The following is an 18474-nucleotide window of genomic DNA, read 5'->3' as shown; positions in this document are numbered from 1 at the left end:
GTGTAAAGAAACACGCAGGCCGATGCCAAGAATCCTCACACGGCTTTGACGCGCGTCTCCCTAGTGTTATCCGGACACGATCCACAGGGAGCTCGATCATGGTCCAGTCGCTCGCATTAACGATTCCCCCCGCCGTTCTCATCATCAGCGACACCCCGGAGTATTCCGCCGGCGGAACGCAGCTCTTTCCGGGCCTGCGCACCATGATCGGCACGGTCGCCGGCCGCCGACCCGAGTGGCTTCGGGTCGGACCGGCCGGTCACGACGCGGTGCCCCGCGAGCGACTTCGTGCCTCGGCCGCCGGCGCGCACGCCCTGGTTCTGCTGACCGCCGTGCGCAACAACTCCTGTTCGGGCGAGATCAAGCTCGCCCTCGATCAGCTCGCGGACGGCCCGGTGCGCCGCAAACCGGTGGGCCTGGTCTCGGTCGGCGCGGTCCAGAGCAGCCATGCGGTCGACCATCTCCGGGTCGTATTGGCCGCGTTGGACGCGGTGGTCATCCCCGGCACGCTGACCGTGCCCGGTCCCTCGGCCGTCACCCGGCTTCCCGAGACCCGGGTCGCGCGGCAACACGGCATGCTGAGCGGCTTCGTCGAGGAACTCCTGTGGTTCACCGGTCGATTGCGCGCGGACGCGCCGAGCCCGACCACGCCCCCCGAGGCCGACGCGGTGGCCGAGCAGGTCGACACCGCCGTGTCCTTCATCCGGGAACGATTCGCCGACAACGAACTGACCCTCGGCCTGGCCGCCCGAGCCGCCCACATGAGCAAATACCACTTCTCCCGGACCTTCAAAAGACGAACCGGTCACAGATTCATCGATTTCGTCACAGAGTTGCGTATGGAGCTCGCCCGTTCGCTCCTGCTGGAAAGCAACCTGCCGGTGGCCGATATCTGCGTCAAGGTCGGCTATCGCGACCTCAGCCATTTCCAGCGCACTTTCAAGGCGACCTACTCGTTGTCGCCTTCCGTGTTTCGCTCCGCAGCGCAGGCCGGGCTCGCGCCGGTCGGCAGTGAAGCGCCCGAAAAGGAGCATTTCGGGGCACGACAACCCGTCCTGTGCGCGCCGGGTGAGGGAAGCCGACCTTGACCGGCCCGATACCGCACTACCTCTGTGGCCGCCGGCACCCGCCCGCCGACGCCGGGGTCGTGCGCCGACACGCCGTGCACGGACACGAGGTCTTCCGGGTCACCGCGACCGGGATCGACGCCGGCCCGGCGTTCGAGTACGCCCGCTCGGTGGGGCTTCCCGCGTTGCGCCGTGCCGACTTCGCCGAGCGGGCCCGATGGATCACTCGGCTGGCACGCCATCTGGCAGGCCACCGCGAGGAGTTCGTCCGACTGCTCGCCCACCTGGGCACCTCCCCGGCCGACGCCGCACGGGACGTGGACGGCGGATTGGCGACGATGCGGCACTGCGCGGCGGCGATCGTCCGCCGCTCGGCCGGCGGCGCAGCCACGGCGGACGGCCGGCTCCTGGTGGAAGGCGGGCTCCCGTGGGAAGACCGAGCCGATCCGCCCACCGGTCGGGCGAGTCGCTCCCTCCTCGACGGGCCGCCCGGTGTCGCGGTGCAGATCAGCGGCTTCAGTCTGCCCGCGGCCACCATGCTCGGCGCCTTCGCCCCCGCGTTCATCGCGGGCATGCCCGTGATCGTCCGGCCCTCGCACCGCACCGCCCAGGTGGTGGCGCAGCTGGTGCGACGGATCGTCGAGTGCGACGGACTCCCGGATGGAGCACTCCAGTTCGTGTCCGGCCCGACCCGCCTGGCCGACCACCTCACCGCCCACGACCTGCTTCGCTTCACCGGGACATCGGCCACCGCGCGGCGGGTGCGCGATCGGCTCGCGACGCCGGCGGTCGCGCCGCACCAGGACTTCGGCACTCAGGCGCTGGACTGCGCGGTGCTGGGCGCCGACGCCGCGCCGGGCACGGCGGCCTTCGCGATGTTCGTGGACCGACTGGTGGCCGCCATGACGGCGTACACGGGTCAGACCCGGGCGACGGCGCGCCGGATCTTCGTACCGGCGCCGTTCCTGGACGCGGTGGCGGATGCGGCGGCCGCCGCCCTGGACGAGATCCGACCGGGTGACCCGTACACGCCCGGCGTCGGCATGGGGCCGCTGATCGACGCGTCCCATCGGCGCCGCGTCCTGGCCGGCGTCGCCCATCTGCGGGGGGCGACCCGCACGATTCGCGGGACGCCGGCCCGGATCGCCGCGATGGCCGACGAGCGCGGGTTCGGCGCGTTCCTGCCGCCGGTCCTGCTCGTCGCCGACGAGCCGGGGCGCCGCGAGGTGCACGAGGTGGAGGCGTTCGGGCCGGTCGGCACGCTGGTGCCGTACCGCTCCTCGGCCGACCTCCGCGACGCGCTCGCCCTGGGCGGTCGCGGCCTGCACGGCTGGGTGGTCACCGAAGACCCGGCAACGGCACGTGAGTTGGTCCGGGGACTGGCGCCCACACACAGCCGCATCGAGGTCGTCGATCCGCAGGCTCCGCCCGCCGGCCCGAGCGCGCCGGACGACGCGGAATGCCTGCGTGCCGTCGACCGCCACCTGAACACCGCCGGCGTGCACGCCGCGCCCGGACACCTGGCGGCGGTCACCGATCGATGGGAACCGGGCGCCGCGCGCGTGCACGGTCCGACGCATCCGCTGCGGCGGTACCTGAGCGACCTGCGCGCCGGCGACGCGGTGACGGTCGGCCCGCGCACCGTCACCCGGGCCGACATCGACCGGTTCGCCGAACTCACGGGCGACCACTACTACTTGCACACCGACGAGGCCGCCGCGACCGGGCATCCGCTCTATCGCGGGATCGTCGCCCACGGCTACCTGGTCCTGTCCCTCGCGGCGGGCATGTTCGTGCCACCCGAACCCGGGCCCGTACTGGCCAACCGGGCACTGGAGAACCTGCGCTTCCTGGCCCCGGTACGGCCGAACGACGCCCTGACCGTCACGCTGACCGCCCGGCGGGTCACCACCCGGCCCGGTGCCCGACACGGCGAAGTGCGCTGGCACGTCGAGGTCGTCAACCAGGACGCGCGGCCCGTCGCGGACTTCGAGCTGATCACCCTCACCGCCGACCGGCCCACCGAGGCCGGGGACAAGGACGTGCCACATGCGCGCCACCACCATTCACGGCCCCTATGACATCCGCGTCGAGGACGTCCCCGACCCGCGCGTGGAGCAGCCCGGCGACGCGGTGGTCCAGGTCCTGCGTGCCTGTGTGTGCGGCAGCGATCTGTGGGCCTACCGGGGCGAGTCCGCCCGGGTGCCCGGACAGCGCATCGGGCACGAATTCCTGGGCACCGTCGTGGAAACCGGCTCGGAGGTGCGCACGGTGCGCCCCGGCGACCTGGTCATCGCGCCGTTCACCTGGTCCGACGGGGCCTGCCTGTTCTGTACGGAGCGGCTGCCCACCTCGTGCACGAACGGCGGCATGTGGGGCGCGGTCGGGTCCGACGGCGGCCAGGGCGAGGGCGTTCGGGTTCCCTATGCCGACGGCACCCTGGTCGCGGTGCCCGCCGAGGCCGCCTCGGACGATCGGCTGATCGGTGCGCTGCTCGCGCTGACCGACGTCATGGGCACCGGCTACCACGCGGCGCTGAGCGCCGGCGCACGACCCGGTGCGACCGTCGCCGTGGTGGGCGACGGCGCGGTCGGGCTGTGCGCCGTCCTGGCCGCCCGCCTGCTGGGCGCGGAGCATGTCATCGCGCTGGGCCGACACCCGGACCGCCTGCGGCTGGCCCGGGAGTTCGGCGCCGCCGGCACGATCACCGAACGGGGCGAGGCGGCCGTGACGGCGGTCCGCGAGGCGACGGGCGGCCACGGCGTACACGCCGCGATCGAGGCGGTGGGCAGCGAGGAGGCGATGCGTACCGCCGTCGGCGTCACCCGCCCCGGCGGTGCCATCGGCTGGGTGGGTGCCCCGCACGGAAGCGGCGACGGACTGGACGTCGGCACCCTGTTCATGAACAACCTCACCCTGCGCGGCGGTATCGCCCCGATCCGTGCCTACCTCCCCGAACTGCTGCCGCGCGTGCTCGACGGCACGCTCGACCCCTCGCCGGTGTTCGACGGCACGATGGCCCTCGCGTCGATCGCCGACGGATACCGCGCCATGGACGACCGCAGCGCACTGAAGGTGCTGATCACCCCCTGAACCCCGCAACCCCGCCGCACCGAGGAAGCGCGTACCGAAATCGCCGCCGGGATACGGCGGTTCGTTCAGGGCGACCGCGTCGGACCGGTGCCGGCCCGATGCCGGATCGGTTCCGCACCGTCCCGGTTCGCCGCCGCCCGCATGGTCGCGTAGAAGGCTTCGCCCTCCGGGGTGAGTTCGATGTTCTCTTCGAGCCCGCCGTGGCCGATGACGTCCTCGACCATGACGATCCGGGCGCCGCGCGGCGTGAAGCTGCTGAAGACGGGGACCCGACCGCGGTCGGCCAAGTCCCGAAGCGTGGCGTCGAGGTCGGTACTGCCGAAGCCGAAGTGGTGCAGTCCGGGACCGCTCTCGGCCAGCCGTTCCGAGAAGACGGTGGCCGATCCCGGCAGTGGCTCGACGAGTTCGATCATCAGCCCGCCGGTGTAGCTCAGCGCGATCCGGGCACCCAGGGGAGTCGGGACCCCACGATGGACGGTGCCGTTCGGCTCGGCTGTCGGTTCCGGTCCCAGGAACCACGGACCTGCGCCGAAGCACGCGCCGAAGTCGGCCATGGCCGAGTCCAGATCGTCGACGACGAAACATATCTGCAGGAGCGGGGTCGCCCCGGCAAGTCGGGGAGCCGGAGCAGGAGTTCGGGTCATGGCGTTCTTCCTTCTCGCCCTACTCGAAGTAGCGGCGCGGGTTGTCCACGAGGATCGTCTCGAGTTGCCGGTCGGTGACGCCGCGGCGCCGCAGTTCGGGGAGCACGTCGTCGCTGATGTGACGGTAGTTCCAGTGCGGCAACTGGGCCTTCTGCGCCGCCGGATCCCAGAAATCGATGAAGCAGGACGCGTCGTGCGAGATCACGATGTGGTCGAGGTAGCCGCGTTCGATCAGGGCGACCACGGTGCCGACGCGATCGTCGAACGAGAGGAAGCTGTCCAGGCCGAACCGGTCCAGGCCCAGCAGCGACCCGGCGTCCGCGAGCCGGGTGAGGTAGTCGAGGTCCTTGGTATCGCCGGAGTGACCGATGATCACCCTGCGCGGATCCACACCCTCCTCGCGGAATACCTGCTGGGCGATCAGGCCGGTCTGTTCGGCGGCGTTGGTGTGCACGGTGATGGGAGCGCCGGTTTCCGTGCTCGCCCGCGCGACCGCGCGCATGGTGCGCTCGACGCCGGGGGTCAGCCCCGGTTGGTCTATCGCGCATTTGAGGAAGGCCGCGCGCACTCCGGTGTCGGCGATTCCTTCGGTGAGGTCGGAGACGAAGAGCTTGGTGAGCGGTTCGGGTTCGTCGAAGAGGAGCCCGGGGCCCTTGTAGTGGAACTGCATGGGGATGTCGTTGAACGTGTACAGACCCGTGGCCACCACGATGTTGAGTTCGACGCGCCGGGCGATCTCCTGGATGCGCGGTAGGTAGCGCCCGAGGCCCAGGACGGTCGGGTCGAGGATCGTGTCGATTCCCCGGGATTTCAGATCGGTCAGATCGGACACCGCCTGGTGCAGCATCTCCGATTCACGCCAGTCGTGCTGGTAGTTGAGGCGGTGCTCCTCGCCGAGTACGAAGACGTGCTCGTGAACGAGGGTGCGCCCGAGGGCCGTGCTGTCGACCGAGCCACCCGCCGTGGGGATCGAACCCATGGTGCCTGCCTTCTGTGTCGTGGATGTGTCGTCGTGGATGTGTCGCGGCGGCCTCTCGGCACTGCCTTCGCCGAGGCCGGCCGCACGCCGACGACCATGTCAGATAGTGAACTTGTGGTCAATAAATGAAATCCGTGACCCGACAGGTCTTGCCGCGACCCCCGGCGGAGGCTAGGTTCAGGATTTGAAATCTGCTTCAGATAGTGAAATGGAGGAGTCATGGGACGTACCGTGGCTGATGTCATCGCGGCGGCCCTCGCCAGGCACGGGGTCACGACGATCTACGGCCAGAGCAACCCGACGGCACTGTTGTTGGCGGCGGAGCAGATCGGCATCCGCCAGGTCCTGTACCGCACGGAGAACGCCGCGGGTGTGATGGCGGACGGCTTCGCCCGGATCTCGCACCGCATCGGCGTCGTGGCGGCGCAGAACGGACCGGCGGCCACGCTTTTGGTGGCGCCGATGGCGGAGGCCCTCAAGGCGTCCATTCCGCTGCTCGTTCTGGTCCAGGAGGTGCCCGCGGCCGCGCGCGATCGCAACGCCTTCCAAGAGCTGGATCACACCGCCCTCTTCGGCGGCGTGTCGAAGTGGACCCGGCGCATCGACGACCCCGCGCGGGCCGAGGACTACGTCGATCTCGCGATGACGGCCGCGACCGGCGGACGTCCCGGACCGGTGGTGCTGCTCCTGCCGAGGGACGTGCTCGATCTTCCCGAGGAGCCGAGCCGATTTCCCCGGTCGGCGACGCTCGGCAGCTTCCCGCTGGATCGCCCGCGCCCGGCGGCCCGAGCGGTACGCGAGGCGGCCGAACTGCTCGCCTCGGCTCGTTCGCCCATCGTGATAGCCGGTGGGGGAGTGCACGTGTCGGGCGCGGTGGCGGAACTCGTCGCCCTTCAGGAACTGGCACAACTCCCGGTGGCGACCACGCACATGGGCAAGGGCGCGGTCGACGAGACCGCACCGCTGTCACTTGGGGTGGCCGCGAACATCACGGGCCTCAACGGCCCGGCGCACTTCCACCTGCCGTTGATCGCGGAAGCGGACGTCGTCCTGCTCGTCGGCACCCGCACGAACGAGAACGGGACGGACGCGTGGACACTCACCTCGCCGACGGCCCGCTACATCCACATCGACGTCGACCCCGAGGAGATCGGCCGCACCTACGAGGCGCTGCGCCTGGTCGGCGACGCGCGCTCGGCGCTGAGCGATGTGTGCGAAGAGCTGAAGCACCTCGACCTGTCCCGGCGAACATCGGCCGCGGCCGGCCTCGTCCGCACGATCGCCGAGGGGCGTGCGGCGCACCGCACGCGCCGAGACGCCCTGGCGTGCTCCGCCCACACGCCGATCTCCCCCGAACGTGTGCTGGTGACCCTGGACCGGCTGATCGGGCCCGACGACATCGTGGCGGCCGACGCCAGCTACGCCTCGATCTGGGTCACCGGTTACCTCACCGCGCGTCGGGCCGGTCAGCGGTTTCTGCTGCCACGGGGTCTGGCGGGCCTCGGCTGGGGCCTCCCGCTGGCGCTCGGCGCGAAGATCGCCGCACCGTCCTCGCGGGTGATCGCCATCGTCGGCGACGGCGGCTTCGCCCACGTGTGGTCGGAGATCGAGACCGCCGTTCGTGCGGACATCCCCGTGGTCGTGGTGATCCTCAACAATTCGATCCTCGGATATCAGCGGCATGCCGAGAACTACTTCTTCGGCGCCACGACCACGGCGATCACCTTCGCTCCCGTCGATCACGCGGCCGTGGCCAAGGCGAGCGGCGCCCGGGGCAGCACCGTCAGCGCACCCGAGGAACTGGAGGAAGCCCTCCGCGCAGCCCTGGAATCGCACACCACCACCGTGCTCGACGTCATCGTCGACCCGGACGCCTATGCCCCGGTGAAGGCTTGGGACGCCCGCGCCGACCGGCTGAACCTCCCCTCGGCGGAAGGCTGATCCATGATCGCCTGTGATATTTTCCGACGGTGAATCCCGCTGACAGGACGCCCAAGCAACCCACCCTGCAGACGGTTGATCGCGCACTCACCTTCCTGGAATACGTGGCATCGGCCCCCGAACCGCCGACCGTGCAGCAGGTGTCGGAGGCCCTGGGGCTGAACATCACCACCTGCTACCACCTGTTGCGCACGCTGGTCGCCCGCCGGTACATCGCGCGCCACGAGAACCTCACCCTCACGCTGGGGGACGGGGTGGGCGCACTGTTCCGCTCGTACCAGCAGCGCTTCGACATCGACGACAACCTGAAGGCGTGGGTCGACAAGCTCGCGGCGAAGACCGCCGAGACGTCGTACTTCTCGGCGCTCGAGGGAAATCGCGTGATTCTCAAAATACTCGTCGAGGGCTCGCAGCCGCTGCGCGTCAGCGGATTGTTCGTCGGTCAGTCCGGGAATGAACACCTGCGGTCGTCGGGTAAAGCGGTGCTGGCCCATCTCGACGACGAGCGACGCGCCGCGCTGCTGGCGAAGATCGTCGACGGCCATTCCCGCTCCGAGGAATCCGCACTCCTGGAGAAACTCGACCTCGATCTGCGGATGACCCGCGAGCGCGGCTGGTCGATGGACGAGCAGGGCTCGGACATCGGTATTTCGAGTGTCGGCGCGCCGATCTTCGACGCGCGTCAGGACGTCTACGGTGCCGTGGGAATCGTGGTTCCCACCACGCGGATGGCCAAGCATCGGCAGCGCTACGTCGAGTGCGTGACGGCGACGGCGGCGGCGATGACGTCCTTCCTCGGCACTGCCGGCGTGCGGTAGCAGCCGACCCGTTCCCGATCGGTGCGGCAAGGGTCGACCGAGGTCATTCGGTGGCCCGGTGGTCGACCCCGAATTTCGTACGCACTGTGTTCGTTTCGCTATATGAAACGAATCCCGGATATCGACATCCAATTCAATGTGCGGCCATCCTCCGACGACGGCCGCATCGTCTCCCGAATGCAAAAGGATGTTCTTCGATGACCCCACCAACGCCGGCCCCCGTGGTCTGCCTCCATTCTCTTTTTCTCGACCCGCGAATGTTCGACGGCCTCGTGGCCGCGGGGGAGGGCCGAATCCGGGCGATCGTGCCGGAACTCCCCGGGCAGGTCTCCCGGGTCGGTGAAGTCTCCCGAACGGTGACGATGGACGACGTGACGGAAGACGTCCTCGGCACCATCGACGAATTGGGACTCGAGCGCTATTCACTGGTCGGCCAGTCGATGGGCGGCGACGTCGCCGTTCGCATCGCCGCCCGGCGCCCCGAGTCGATCGACAAGATCGTCCTGCTCGGTTCGTCGGCGCGGGCCCAGAGCCGGGAGGACCTCGGAGAGTTCGCCGACCTGCCCGACCGGATCGAACGCGAGGGCTTCACCCCCGAGATCGTCGACATCGTGATGACGATCATGTTCGGCGCCACCACGCTCGCCGACGACGGCCGCCGGGACATCCACGGGACGTGGCGGAGCCGGATCGGCGAACTGTCACCGCGCCTTGTGCACGCGGTGCGCGGCGTCTTCGAACGGGAGGGATGCACCAAACTCCTGCCGTCGATCACGGCGCCGGCGCTGATCGTCTCCGGCACCGAGGACCTCGGTCGGCCACCCGCCTGGTCGGACGAACTCTTCGACGGCATCCCCGATGCCCGACTGCTGCGCTACAAGCAGGGCCACAGCCCGGTCCTCGAAGCACCGGCACTGGTCGTCCCGTTCGTCCTCGACTTCCTGACGACGTGACCGCCGCGCCGATCGGCACATAGCCGGGTGCGCCCCGACGCGCACCCGGCCGCCGACGAAGTCTCGCCCGCTCCGCCACACCGCCGCCGGGCCGCAGGGTGGCGGAGCGGGCGTCACACCCGGGCGGCGGGCAGGCGTTAGCCTCGGGTGCCATGATCGTATGGCTCAACGGCACCCACGGTGCGGGCAAGACCACCACCAGTGCCCTGGTGCAGCAATTGCTTCCGGATTCACGGGTGTTCGACGCCGAGAAGGTCGGCGAGACGCTCATGGACATCACGCCGGGGTTGCCCGCGACAGACAACTTCCAGCATTGGCCGCCGTGGCGGCCCCTCGTCGTCGAGACCGCCCGCCGCGTCCTCGACTACACCGGCGGCACGCTGGTGATGCCGATGACCGTCCTGGTCGAGCGGTACTGGCGCGAGATCAGCACGGGTCTTGCCCAACACGCCATTCCCGTACGGCACTTCGTGCTCCACGCCGACCAGGAAACGCTCCGCGGGCGGATCGAGGGGGACACCGTCCTCGGCCCCTCGCTCTTCCGTCTCCGCTACCTGGAGCCCTACGCCGAGGCGGCCCGCACCTGGCTGCACGGTGCGGCCGAGGTGGTCGACACCACGCACCTCACGCCGGCCCAGGCCGCCCGGCAGATCGCGGAGGCCGTCCGGGACTGAGGTCCGGCCGGCACGCGAGGACCGGCGCGGAAGGCCCGCGTCGCACGATTCCGTCGACCGCGACCTGGCGATATGACGGTGTTTCAGGTGTGGTGGTCGGCAATTCCGGCCGAGACCCTTCCGGCGCGCTGCGACATGTGCAATGTTACATGTCGCATATCGAGAGGCTGCGTGCTCCCACGCGGCCAACAACGGCTCCGGAGGCCCCACAAATGCGTTCCTCCCGGATATCGAAGGCCAACCTGCGCAGACTCCCCGCGTTCGGCGTGGCCTTCTTCCTAGCGCTCGGCCTGTTCGCGCCACAGGGCCAGGCCGCCGCTGCCGGCGCCGCGGCCCCGACCGCCGCGAGCGTCGGCAAAACCGCGGCCCCCGCGCCGCGGGCGATCCCGGTCCCCAGGTCACCCGACGCCAGGACCGACATCCTCGGCGCCAAGATCTCCTCGCAGGAAGGCGCCGAGGAGTCGGCCCCGCCGGCCGCCGCGACCGCCGAGGCCGGCCGGCAGTTCTCGGCCGCCGCGGACGAGTGCGGCGACCTGTCCGGCGTGATCAACGCGACGGGCGGCACGCTGATCCAACAACTCAAGGCGCTGCCCAGGGTCACCTGTACCTACCCGCTGTTCAACCTCACCGGGGCGAACGCGGGCACGGCCTTCAACGAAGCCAAGATGGTGACCGTCGCCGACGCGCTGCGCGATGCCGCCGCGACGTATCCGGGCAACAACACCACCTCCATCGGGCAACTGGTGATGTTCCTGCGCGCCGGCTACTACGTGCAGGACAACAACGCGGACGCCGTGGGCGCCTACGGCCCGGCACTGGACACCGCGGCCCGCGGCGCGCTGGACGCCTTCTTCGCCTCCCCGCACAGCAAGGACGTCACCGACGCCAACGGCGAGACCCTCAACGAGGTTGTCACGCTGATCGACAGCACCCACACGGCCGGCCGGTACGTCGGTGTGGTCAAGTGGCTGCTCACCGGCTACGACGCCACTTGGCCCAGCCGGATGACCCTCTCGGTGGAGCACGTCGAGTGGGTCGTCGAGAACGGCTTCAAGGCCAAGAACGACAGCCGCGGCTGGCGGGCCGCACTCAAGGCCGACCCCGCCATCCTGGACACCTGGGCCGCCTTCATCACCCGCAACAACGCCCAGTTGAACCGCCTGGACGTGGTCGGCAACGTCGGCCGCTACCTCGGCTACGCCCTCGACATCCCCGAGCTCAAGGACCGGGTCCGGCCGCTGCTGAAGGACCTGATCAACCGCTACCCCAACGTCGGCCCCACCGCACCGCTCACCATGAACCTGGCCTGGTACACGCGCCAGTTCGACCGGAACAACTGTGCGGCCTACGCCATTTGCGATCTCGCCGACCGGGTGCTCCCGGTGGTCCTGCCGATCCAGCACACCTGCAACCCGAACCTGAAGTTCCGCGCCCAGGACATGTCTCCCGGGCAACTCGCCACCGCCTGCGCCGGCCTGGTCAACCAGGACGCCTACTTCCACCGGGTGATCGGTGACAAGGGCGCGATCCCCGGCGACGTGAACACCAACCTCGAGGTCGTCGCCTTCGACGACTACACCCAGTACGCGCTCTACGCCTGGGCCATCTACAACATCGACGTCGACAACGGCGGCATGTACGAGGAGGGCAACCCCACCCAGGCCGGCAACCAGGCCCGCTTCATCGCCCACGAGGCCGACTGGCTGCGTCCTTCCTTCGAGATCTGGAACCTCAACCACGAGTACACCCACTACCTCGACGGTCGCTACAACATGTACGGCGACTTCGACGCGAGCCTGACCACACCGACCATCTGGTGGGTCGAAGGCATCGCCGAGAACATCTCGTACGGCTACCGCAACGAGCGCAACTCCGCCGCCATCGCCGCGGCCGGCAGCAAGACCTACAAGCTCAGCGAACTGTTCGACACCGTCTACGGCCAGGACGAGGACCCCGACGTCAACTCGGACCGGGTCTACCGCTGGGGCTTCCTGGCCGTCCGCTACATGCTGCAGGCGCACCCCGCGGACGTCGAGACCGTGCTCGGCAAGTACCGCACCGGCGACTGGAACGGCGCCCGCACCTTCCTGAAGCAGACCATCGGCACCGGTTACGACGCCGGCTTCGCCACCTGGCTGACGACCACCTGCGCCACCGACGACTGCGGCCCGCTGCCGGAGGCGTCGGCCACCCCGCTCTGCACCATCGCCGACCCCCGTCAGTTCGACAGGAACTGCCGCCGGGAAAACCTCGCCGCCACCGCCGGCAACTACAGCTACCACTTCCTGTACCTGCCGGCCGGCACCAAGGAACTGACCATCACCAGCAGCGGCGGCACCGGCAACGCCGACCTGTACTACGGCGGCGGCACCTGGGCCACCACCGGCAATTACCAGGCGAAGTCCACCAACGCCGGCAACGGCGAAACCCTGACCGTCACCGCCCCGCCGTCCGGCTGGGTCTACTTCAGCCTCGCCGCCACGCAGACCTTCGGCGGCGTGAGCGTCACCACGCAGTACAAGTAACCCGGATCCGCCGAACCCCGCCCCCTGGGGGCAAACCATGGCCGAGGCCACCCGACGCTCGTGTCGCCGGGGCCTCGGCCATGGCGGCGCAACGATGCCGACGGACGCGCACCTTGCTGGGCGCCGAGCCTCCCGGCCCTACCTCGCCGGGGCCGGGAAGCTCGGCGCGCCGCCGGGCCGCCCCCGGCGCCGTCCGTCCGTGATCCCGAACGGGGCGCCGGGGGTGGTCGGGTCGGGCAGACTGGCCGGTGACGTTGATGTTGCCGTTCGGCAAGGAGCTGCCATGTCCGAGACCTTCCGCCTGGACCCGGCGAAGACCGCGCTCGTTCTGATCGAGTATCAGAACGACTTCACCAGCGAAGGCGGGGTGCTCAACGAAGCCGTGGCCGCAGTGATGGCGAAGACCGGCATGCTCGCGAACACCGTGGCCCTGGTCGAAGCCGCCCGCGCCGCGGGCGTGACCATCATGCACGCCCCCATCACCTTCGCCCCCGGCTACGGCGAACTCTCGCGTCACCCGTACGGCATCCTCAAGGGAGTCGTGGAAGGCTCGGCATTCGTCAAGAACACCTGGGGCGCGGCGATCGTGGACGATCTCGCCCCGGCCGAAGGCGACATCGTGATCGAAGGCAAGCGCGGCCTGGACACCTTCGCGAGCACGAACCTCGACTTCATCCTGCGCAACAAGGGGATCGACACGATCATCCTCGGCGGCTTCCTCACCAACTGCTGCGTCGAGTCGACGATGCGCACCGGGTACGAGAACGGCTTCCGCGTCATCACCCTGCCGGACTGCCTCGCCGCCACCTCCCAGCAGGAGCACGACAACGCGCTCACCTACGACTACCCGATGTTCTCGGTGCCCATGACGTCGGCCGAGGTCATCGCCTGCCTCTGAGCCCGTGCGGCGGACCGTCAATCGGGACGCGTGTCGGCGAGGCGGTCCAGGTGCTCCTGCGCGGTACGCGCGACGGTCGACGCGTCGTGGGCCGTGCGCTGCGCGCGGGCCAGTTCGGCCTCCGCCTCGTCGGCCGCTTCGTCGAGGCGGGCCGCTTCCGTTCGGGACTCGTCGAGTCGACGGGCCAGTTCCTCGGCGGCGGCGTCGGCCTCGCGGTGGCGCTCCCGGGCGGCCTCGGCGTCCGCGCCGCGTTCTTGGGCCGCGCGGGCGGCGCGGTGTGCGGACTCCCGGGCGGTCTCGGTGTCGGCTCGGGCGCGGGCGAGGTCGGCCTCGTACCGTTTCCGGGCGCGTTCATCGGCACGCCGATCCGCCGTGCGGGTGGGTTCGGCGCCCGCTTCCTCGGCCTCGGGAGTACTGCCCCGGCCGCGTTCGGCCGTTCGGTGCGATCCGGGGCGCTCGGCGACGGCGGGCGTGCGTGCCGCCGGCTCGGCGGTCGCGGTGGGACCGAAGGCGCCGTCGGGGTGCAGTGGGCCGGTGAGCCTGCCGTCGGCGAGCATCCGTGCCGCGTCCGGGTCGGCGAGGGCCGTGTTCAGGGTGTCCTGGAGGTCGCGGCGGGCGGCGTCGCCGACGGCGGGGTGTCCGCGGGCCGCGGCGAGGGCGAGGGCCTCGCGTTGGAGGGCGTCGATCACCCGGTGGCGCCGGCGGGAGAGGTCCCGCAGTTCGGCGCCGTGCAGCTGCTCCTGGGCGGCGCGCATGGCGGCACCCAATTCGAGGAACGCGTCGATCTCCTCCCGCTGTTCGCGGACCAGGAGGTTCGCGAGCCAGGCCGCGAGCACCGGTCGCCGCAGCCCGCCGATCCGCCCGGCCGCGGCCCGGTCCCCGGCGGCCCGGGCCGTGCGGGCACGCGCGTCGCGGGCGGCGACGAACTCCTCGGGGTCGAGCCCGTACAACTCGTGGACGACGGCGTCCTCGTCGACGCCGTCGCCGTCACGACTCGGCGTCTCGCGCGTACTCATGACCCCATGGTGGTCCTTTGCCCACCGCCACGCCCGCCGTCGGGCGGAAGCCGGCGTGTCGTGAACGCCGCCGGGAACACCCGACCGAGCCCGGTCCGCTTTGCGGCCGGCTTCTCGGGGACGTCGGCGAGCGGCCCGACGCGATGATCGTGCTCACCGAGGTCAGTCCACTCCTGGTGTTGGACGCCGCACGGCGGCTCGGTTGCCGCGTCCCGGACGATCTGCTCGTGGTCAGCGCGAGCGAGGACGGCGTGGCCGCGCACACCGACCCCGCGGTGACCACGCTCAGCATGCGGCCCGCGCTGATCGCCGAGGCCGGCATCCACCTGCTGGTGGAGGTGCTGGATCTGGGCATCACCGAGTCGCGCGGCGTCGAGGTGCCCACCCGGCTGGACATTCGGGCGTCCTCGCTGCGCGCCCGGTAGGCCCGGGGGCCGCCGGGGGCACCGCCACCGACGCGTCGGGCCTGCGGGCATGGGGTGCCCGCGGCGGATTCGGGCCCGGCGTATCGGCGTTGCGGCTCACCCGTTGGCGAACGCCTCCATCGGCAGGTAGGCGCCGCCGTTGAAGGTCATCACGTGCTTGATCTGCGTGTACTCCTCCAGGGCGTACACCGACATGTCCTTGCCGTAGCCGGATTGCCCGAAGCCGCCCTGCGGCATCTCCGAGACGAGCGGCAGGTGGTAGTTCACCCACACGCAGCCGGCCGCGAGTTCGCGGGTGAAGCGGTTGGCGCGCACCAGGTCGTTGGTCCAGACCGACGCGGCGAGACCGTACGGCGTGCCGTTGGCGAGGGCCAGCGCCTCGTCGTCGGTGCCGAACGGCTGGATGGTGACGACCGGTCCGAACACCTCGTTCTGGACGATCTCGTCGTCCTGCCGGACGTCGGCGACCACGGTCGGCGGGAAGAAGTAGCCCGGGCGGGGCATGCGTCGGCCGCCGGTCAGCACGCGCGCGTGGCTCGGGAGCCGGTCGATGAAGCCCTCGACGGCCGCCAGGTGGTCCGCGGTGCTCATCGGCCCGTAGAACACGCCCTTCTCGTGCGGTGCGCCGCAGGTGATCCGGTCGGTGGCGGCGACGAAGCGGGCGGTGAAGTCGTCGAAGACGCGTTCGTGGACCAGCAGGCGGGTCGAACCGGTGCAGTCCTGGCCGCCGTTGTAGAAACTCGACATGGCGAGCGGCTCGACGATGGTGTCCAGGTCCACGTCGTCGAACACCACGGCCGGGGCCTTGCCGCCGAGTTCGAGGTGCAGCCGGGTCAGTTGCGCGCCTGCCGCCGCCGCGACCTGGCGGCCCGCGCGGACCGATCCGGTCAGCGACACCAGGCCGGCGACGGGGTGCCGGGCCACCGCCTCACCGGTCGCGCGGTCGCCGGTGACCACGTTGAACACCCCCGGCGGCAGCACCCGGGCGGCGAGTTCGGCGAGCAACAGCGTGCTGGACGGGGTGGACTCGGCCGGCTTGAGGACCACGGTGTTGCCGGCCGCGAGCGCGGGGGCCGCCTTCCATACGGCCATCGGAAGCGGGAAGTTCCACGGGGTGATCTGGCCGACGACGCCGATCGGCTCCCGGCGTATGTAGGACGTGAAGCCCTCCAGGTATTCGCCGGCCGCCCGACCTTCGAGCACCCGCGCGGCGCCCGCGAAGAACCGCAGGTCGGTCATGGCGGTGGCGATGTCCCACTGCTCCAGGGTGTCGCGCGGCTTGCCGGTCTCGCGCGATTCGAGGTCGGCGAACTCGCCCGCGTGCCGTTCGACGGCGTCGGCGAGCAGGTGGAGCGCGCGCTGCCGCGCCGCCGGGGTGGTGCGGTTCCACTGCTCGGCTGCGGCTTGGGCGGCCTGGTAGGCGGCGTCGACATCCGCGGCCGAGGACAGCGCGGCACTGCCGAAGACCTCCTCGGTCGCCGGGTCGACCAGATCGCTGGTGCGCCCGTCGAGTGCCGGGGTGTACGCGCCGTTGATGAAGTTCTCGCGCCGGATCGTCATTTCCTGCTCCGTTCGGTGCCTACGAGTGGTCGGTCGACTACTTGTACCGCAGTCGTGACGACAAGTGCTACCACTTGGTCTAAATTGAGGGGTGGGGATGCGGGGCAGCCTGCGCGGCTTGATAGCTTTGCCGCCCGTCGCCTGCCAAGAGGGTGTGCAATGGCTGTCCGCAAGGCCGCGCGTCACTACGCGACCGGGTTGTCCCGCCGCGCGCAGATCCTCGACGCCGCGGACGGGTTGTTCCGCGAGTCCGGCTTCGGCTCCCCGTCGCTGCGGGAGATCGCGAAGGCGGCCGGCTTGTCGCACCCGGGCCTGTTGCGCTACTTCGCCTCGAAGGAGGAACTGCTCGACGCGCTGCTCGACCGCTACGAAGGGGCGACCCGGGCGCCCGGCGGGCCGATCGCCGGACGGCCGCCGCCCCTGCTCGGCGACGGGCCGGCTGCCGAACCGGAGGCCGGGACCCCCGCCGAGCCGCCCGGCCCGGACCGCATCGTCGCGGCCGCCCGCCGCAACGCCGCCGTCGCGGGATACCCGGACCTCGTCACCGCACTGGGGGGCGAGGCGACTCGGGCCGACCACCCGGCACATGCGCGGATGGGCCGCCGCTACCGCGAACTCCGCGCGTGGACCGAGCAGATGCTGAGTACCGCCGTCCCGGCCGGCGGGCTGCGCGCCGAAGCCGATCGGGTGGTCGCAGGCTGGGAGGGCCTGCAATTGCTCGCGCTCTACGACCCGTCCGGAATCGACGTCGCCGCGTGCCTGGAACGCTACCTGCACGGGCTCGGGCCCGAGCCCGCGGCGAACACCGCCCCCGCCGCGCCACCGTGCTGGACCCTCGACGAACTCGTGGCACGTGACGCCGAGGAATTCGACCGGCGCACCGGCTATGCCTCGGGCCGGGAGCGCCGCGCCCGCATCCTCGACGCCGCGACCGCGTTGTTCGGCGCGCGCGGCTTCCACGGCATCAGCATGCGCGAGGTCGCCAAGGCGGTCGGAATCTCCCACTCGACGTTGCTCTACCACTTCGACGGCAAGGACGAGTTGCTGCACGCGGTCCTCGCCCGCCAGGACTATTTGACGATCAGCCTGGGCGCCGTCGCCGGCGAAACCGGGCTGCCCGGCCGGTTGAGCGCCGTGGTCGAGGCGTCCCGGCGCGTGGCCTACGAGACGCCGGGGCTGCGCGAGCTGTTCTCCGTCCTGTCCGGCGAGGCGGTCGCCCCCGGCCATCCCGCACACGCCTACTTCGAGAAGCACTTCGCGGTGAGCCGCCGGTACTTCACCACCATCTTCGAACACCTGGCCGCCCGGGGGGAGTTGGCCCCGGGACGCGACCCGGATCAGGAGGCGGTGTGGCTCCTGGCGCTGTGTGAAGGGTTGCAACAACAACGGCTCTACGACCCGGAGATCGACCCGCCCGGACTGCTCGCCACGAGCATCGGACGGGTGCTGGACGTGCCCGCGCCGCCGGCCGGCTGAGCGGGTCGCGCCGTCTCGGGTGACCTGCCGGCGACTTCGGCGCCCCGGTCCGCCGGGGTGCCGTCGGCCGAGTGGGGTCGGCACCGATCAGATCCGGCGCCGACCACGACCACGCGCGGGTCGCCCGCCGCCGACGCAGCCGAGGGCGAGAGCAGTCCGCCGGGGAGCGCGGACACCGCCGCCACCATGCCGGCCGCGCCGAGGAGTCGACGCCGGTTCAGGACGGCCCTTCCTGCGCCGCGCTCGCGGCGGCGCTCGGTGTTCTCGGCGATGGTGCCCGCGAGTTCGGCGGCGGGCAGCCGCGGCGGCGGGCCTCGCGGCGCAGCGAGATGGCGGCGCCGAACGGATCGGAAGTGCCGACTCGGGTGGTGGAACGCAGCAGCGATTTTTCGGGCTTCACGGAAG

The 18474-nt window shown here is 70.7% G+C and carries 16 protein-coding genes; 11 read left to right on the top strand and 5 right to left on the bottom strand.

Annotated elements, in window-relative coordinates:
- Window positions 1–98 precede the first annotated feature (98 nt).
- The 3 genes from ACFXMF_RS15820 to ACFXMF_RS15810 are packed head-to-tail and all read left to right on the top strand — an operon-like array spanning window position 99 to window position 4160.
- Window positions 99–1088 (top strand): helix-turn-helix domain-containing protein, encoded by a 990-nt coding sequence (locus tag ACFXMF_RS15820; RefSeq protein WP_380017923.1) that lies wholly within the window; start codon window positions 99–101, stop codon window positions 1086–1088.
- Entirely contained in the window at window positions 1085–3148 is a 2064-nt protein-coding gene (locus tag ACFXMF_RS15815; protein ID WP_379990869.1) for an aldehyde dehydrogenase family protein, read from the top strand. The genes ACFXMF_RS15820 and ACFXMF_RS15815 overlap by 4 nt, the downstream gene beginning before the upstream one ends.
- Complete coding sequence (locus tag ACFXMF_RS15810) at window positions 3117–4160, top strand: zinc-dependent alcohol dehydrogenase family protein (RefSeq protein ID WP_360307062.1); 1044 nt, start codon at window positions 3117–3119, stop codon at window positions 4158–4160. Before ACFXMF_RS15815 ends, ACFXMF_RS15810 begins: the two co-directional genes overlap by 32 nt.
- Before the next feature lie 65 nt (window positions 4161–4225).
- Here ACFXMF_RS15810 and ACFXMF_RS15805 read toward each other — a convergent pair whose 3' ends face one another.
- Window positions 4226–4804, bottom strand: coding sequence for a VOC family protein (locus ACFXMF_RS15805; protein WP_379990868.1), 579 nt, complete (start codon window positions 4802–4804; stop codon window positions 4226–4228).
- A 19-nt stretch (window positions 4805–4823) separates the two neighbouring features.
- Window positions 4824–5783 carry a phosphotriesterase-related protein gene (locus ACFXMF_RS15800; RefSeq protein ID WP_360307067.1) on the bottom strand — a complete coding sequence of 320 codons (960 nt, stop codon included), beginning with the start codon at window positions 5781–5783 and terminating at the stop codon, window positions 4824–4826.
- 219 nt (window positions 5784–6002) lie between these two features.
- On the opposite strand from ACFXMF_RS15800, the gene ACFXMF_RS15795 reads away from it, so the two are divergent.
- From ACFXMF_RS15795 to ACFXMF_RS15770, 6 genes are all read left to right on the top strand, one after another.
- Window positions 6003–7724, top strand: coding sequence for an acetolactate synthase catalytic subunit (locus ACFXMF_RS15795; protein ID WP_379990867.1), 1722 nt, complete (start codon window positions 6003–6005; stop codon window positions 7722–7724).
- A gap of 29 nt (window positions 7725–7753) precedes the next feature.
- Window positions 7754–8542, top strand: a complete 789-nt coding sequence (locus ACFXMF_RS15790; RefSeq protein ID WP_360307073.1) for an IclR family transcriptional regulator — start codon at window positions 7754–7756, stop codon at window positions 8540–8542.
- Between the two features lie 197 nt (window positions 8543–8739).
- The gene (locus tag ACFXMF_RS15785; protein ID WP_379990866.1) at window positions 8740–9495 is read left to right on the top strand and encodes an alpha/beta fold hydrolase; all 756 of its coding nucleotides are present in this window, start codon (window positions 8740–8742) and stop codon (window positions 9493–9495) included.
- Window positions 9496–9647: 152 nt separating this feature from the next.
- A complete protein-coding gene (locus ACFXMF_RS15780; protein WP_379992759.1) occupies window positions 9648–10169 on the top strand; it encodes an AAA family ATPase in 522 nt (173 codons plus the stop codon).
- 212 nt (window positions 10170–10381) lie between these two features.
- Complete coding sequence (locus ACFXMF_RS15775; RefSeq protein WP_379992760.1) at window positions 10382–12694, top strand: collagenase; 2313 nt, start codon at window positions 10382–10384, stop codon at window positions 12692–12694.
- 283 nt (window positions 12695–12977) lie between these two features.
- Window positions 12978–13592, top strand: a complete 615-nt coding sequence (locus ACFXMF_RS15770) for an isochorismatase family cysteine hydrolase (RefSeq protein WP_360307085.1) — start codon at window positions 12978–12980, stop codon at window positions 13590–13592.
- Between the two features lie 17 nt (window positions 13593–13609).
- Here ACFXMF_RS15770 and ACFXMF_RS15765 read toward each other — a convergent pair whose 3' ends face one another.
- Window positions 13610–14608, bottom strand: coding sequence for a hypothetical protein (locus ACFXMF_RS15765; RefSeq protein ID WP_379992553.1), 999 nt, complete (start codon window positions 14606–14608; stop codon window positions 13610–13612).
- A gap of 17 nt (window positions 14609–14625) precedes the next feature.
- On the opposite strand from ACFXMF_RS15765, the gene ACFXMF_RS15760 reads away from it, so the two are divergent.
- Window positions 14626–15033 carry a substrate-binding domain-containing protein gene (locus ACFXMF_RS15760; RefSeq protein WP_379992554.1) on the top strand — a complete coding sequence of 136 codons (408 nt, stop codon included), beginning with the start codon at window positions 14626–14628 and terminating at the stop codon, window positions 15031–15033.
- Between the two features lie 96 nt (window positions 15034–15129).
- Here the strand turns inward: ACFXMF_RS15760 and ACFXMF_RS15755 are convergent, their stop codons facing one another.
- The gene (locus ACFXMF_RS15755) at window positions 15130–16593 is read right to left on the bottom strand and encodes an aminobutyraldehyde dehydrogenase (RefSeq protein ID WP_379992555.1); all 1464 of its coding nucleotides are present in this window, start codon (window positions 16591–16593) and stop codon (window positions 15130–15132) included.
- A gap of 159 nt (window positions 16594–16752) precedes the next feature.
- Between ACFXMF_RS15755 and ACFXMF_RS15750 the strand changes: the two genes are divergently transcribed.
- Window positions 16753–18069 carry a TetR/AcrR family transcriptional regulator gene (locus ACFXMF_RS15750; RefSeq protein ID WP_379992556.1) on the top strand — a complete coding sequence of 439 codons (1317 nt, stop codon included), beginning with the start codon at window positions 16753–16755 and terminating at the stop codon, window positions 18067–18069.
- Between the two features lie 217 nt (window positions 18070–18286).
- Here ACFXMF_RS15750 and ACFXMF_RS15745 read toward each other — a convergent pair whose 3' ends face one another.
- The gene (locus ACFXMF_RS15745; RefSeq protein WP_380017652.1) at window positions 18287–18469 is read right to left on the bottom strand and encodes a hypothetical protein; all 183 of its coding nucleotides are present in this window, start codon (window positions 18467–18469) and stop codon (window positions 18287–18289) included.
- Between the last annotated feature and the right edge of the window lie 5 nt (window positions 18470–18474).

The sequence above is a fragment of the Embleya sp. NPDC059213 genome (assembly GCF_042754445.1).
Taxonomy (GTDB): Bacteria; Actinomycetota; Actinomycetes; order Streptomycetales; family Streptomycetaceae; genus Embleya.
The sequence above is the reverse complement of the archived record's forward strand: the minus strand, read 5'-3'. Positions and strand labels throughout refer to the sequence as shown.

Bases quoted from the DNA above. Each gene is read 5' to 3' on its own strand.
- ACFXMF_RS15775 (WP_379992760.1), top strand. From the start codon at position 10,382: ATGCGTTCCTCCCGGATATCGAAGGCCAACCTGCGCAGACTCCCCGCG.
- ACFXMF_RS15755 (WP_379992555.1), bottom strand. From the start codon at position 16,593: ATGACGATCCGGCGCGAGAACTTCATCAACGGCGCGTACACCCCGGCA.
- ACFXMF_RS15750 (WP_379992556.1), top strand. From the start codon at position 16,753: ATGGCTGTCCGCAAGGCCGCGCGTCACTACGCGACCGGGTTGTCCCGC.
- ACFXMF_RS15820 (WP_380017923.1), top strand. From the start codon at position 99: ATGGTCCAGTCGCTCGCATTAACGATTCCCCCCGCCGTTCTCATCATC.
- ACFXMF_RS15770 (WP_360307085.1), top strand. From the start codon at position 12,978: ATGTCCGAGACCTTCCGCCTGGACCCGGCGAAGACCGCGCTCGTTCTG.
- ACFXMF_RS15810 (WP_360307062.1), top strand. From the start codon at position 3,117: ATGCGCGCCACCACCATTCACGGCCCCTATGACATCCGCGTCGAGGAC.
- ACFXMF_RS15795 (WP_379990867.1), top strand. From the start codon at position 6,003: ATGGGACGTACCGTGGCTGATGTCATCGCGGCGGCCCTCGCCAGGCAC.
- ACFXMF_RS15805 (WP_379990868.1), bottom strand. From the start codon at position 4,804: ATGACCCGAACTCCTGCTCCGGCTCCCCGACTTGCCGGGGCGACCCCG.
- ACFXMF_RS15765 (WP_379992553.1), bottom strand. From the start codon at position 14,608: ATGAGTACGCGCGAGACGCCGAGTCGTGACGGCGACGGCGTCGACGAG.
- ACFXMF_RS15785 (WP_379990866.1), top strand. From the start codon at position 8,740: ATGACCCCACCAACGCCGGCCCCCGTGGTCTGCCTCCATTCTCTTTTT.
- ACFXMF_RS15780 (WP_379992759.1), top strand. From the start codon at position 9,648: ATGATCGTATGGCTCAACGGCACCCACGGTGCGGGCAAGACCACCACC.
- ACFXMF_RS15800 (WP_360307067.1), bottom strand. From the start codon at position 5,783: ATGGGTTCGATCCCCACGGCGGGTGGCTCGGTCGACAGCACGGCCCTC.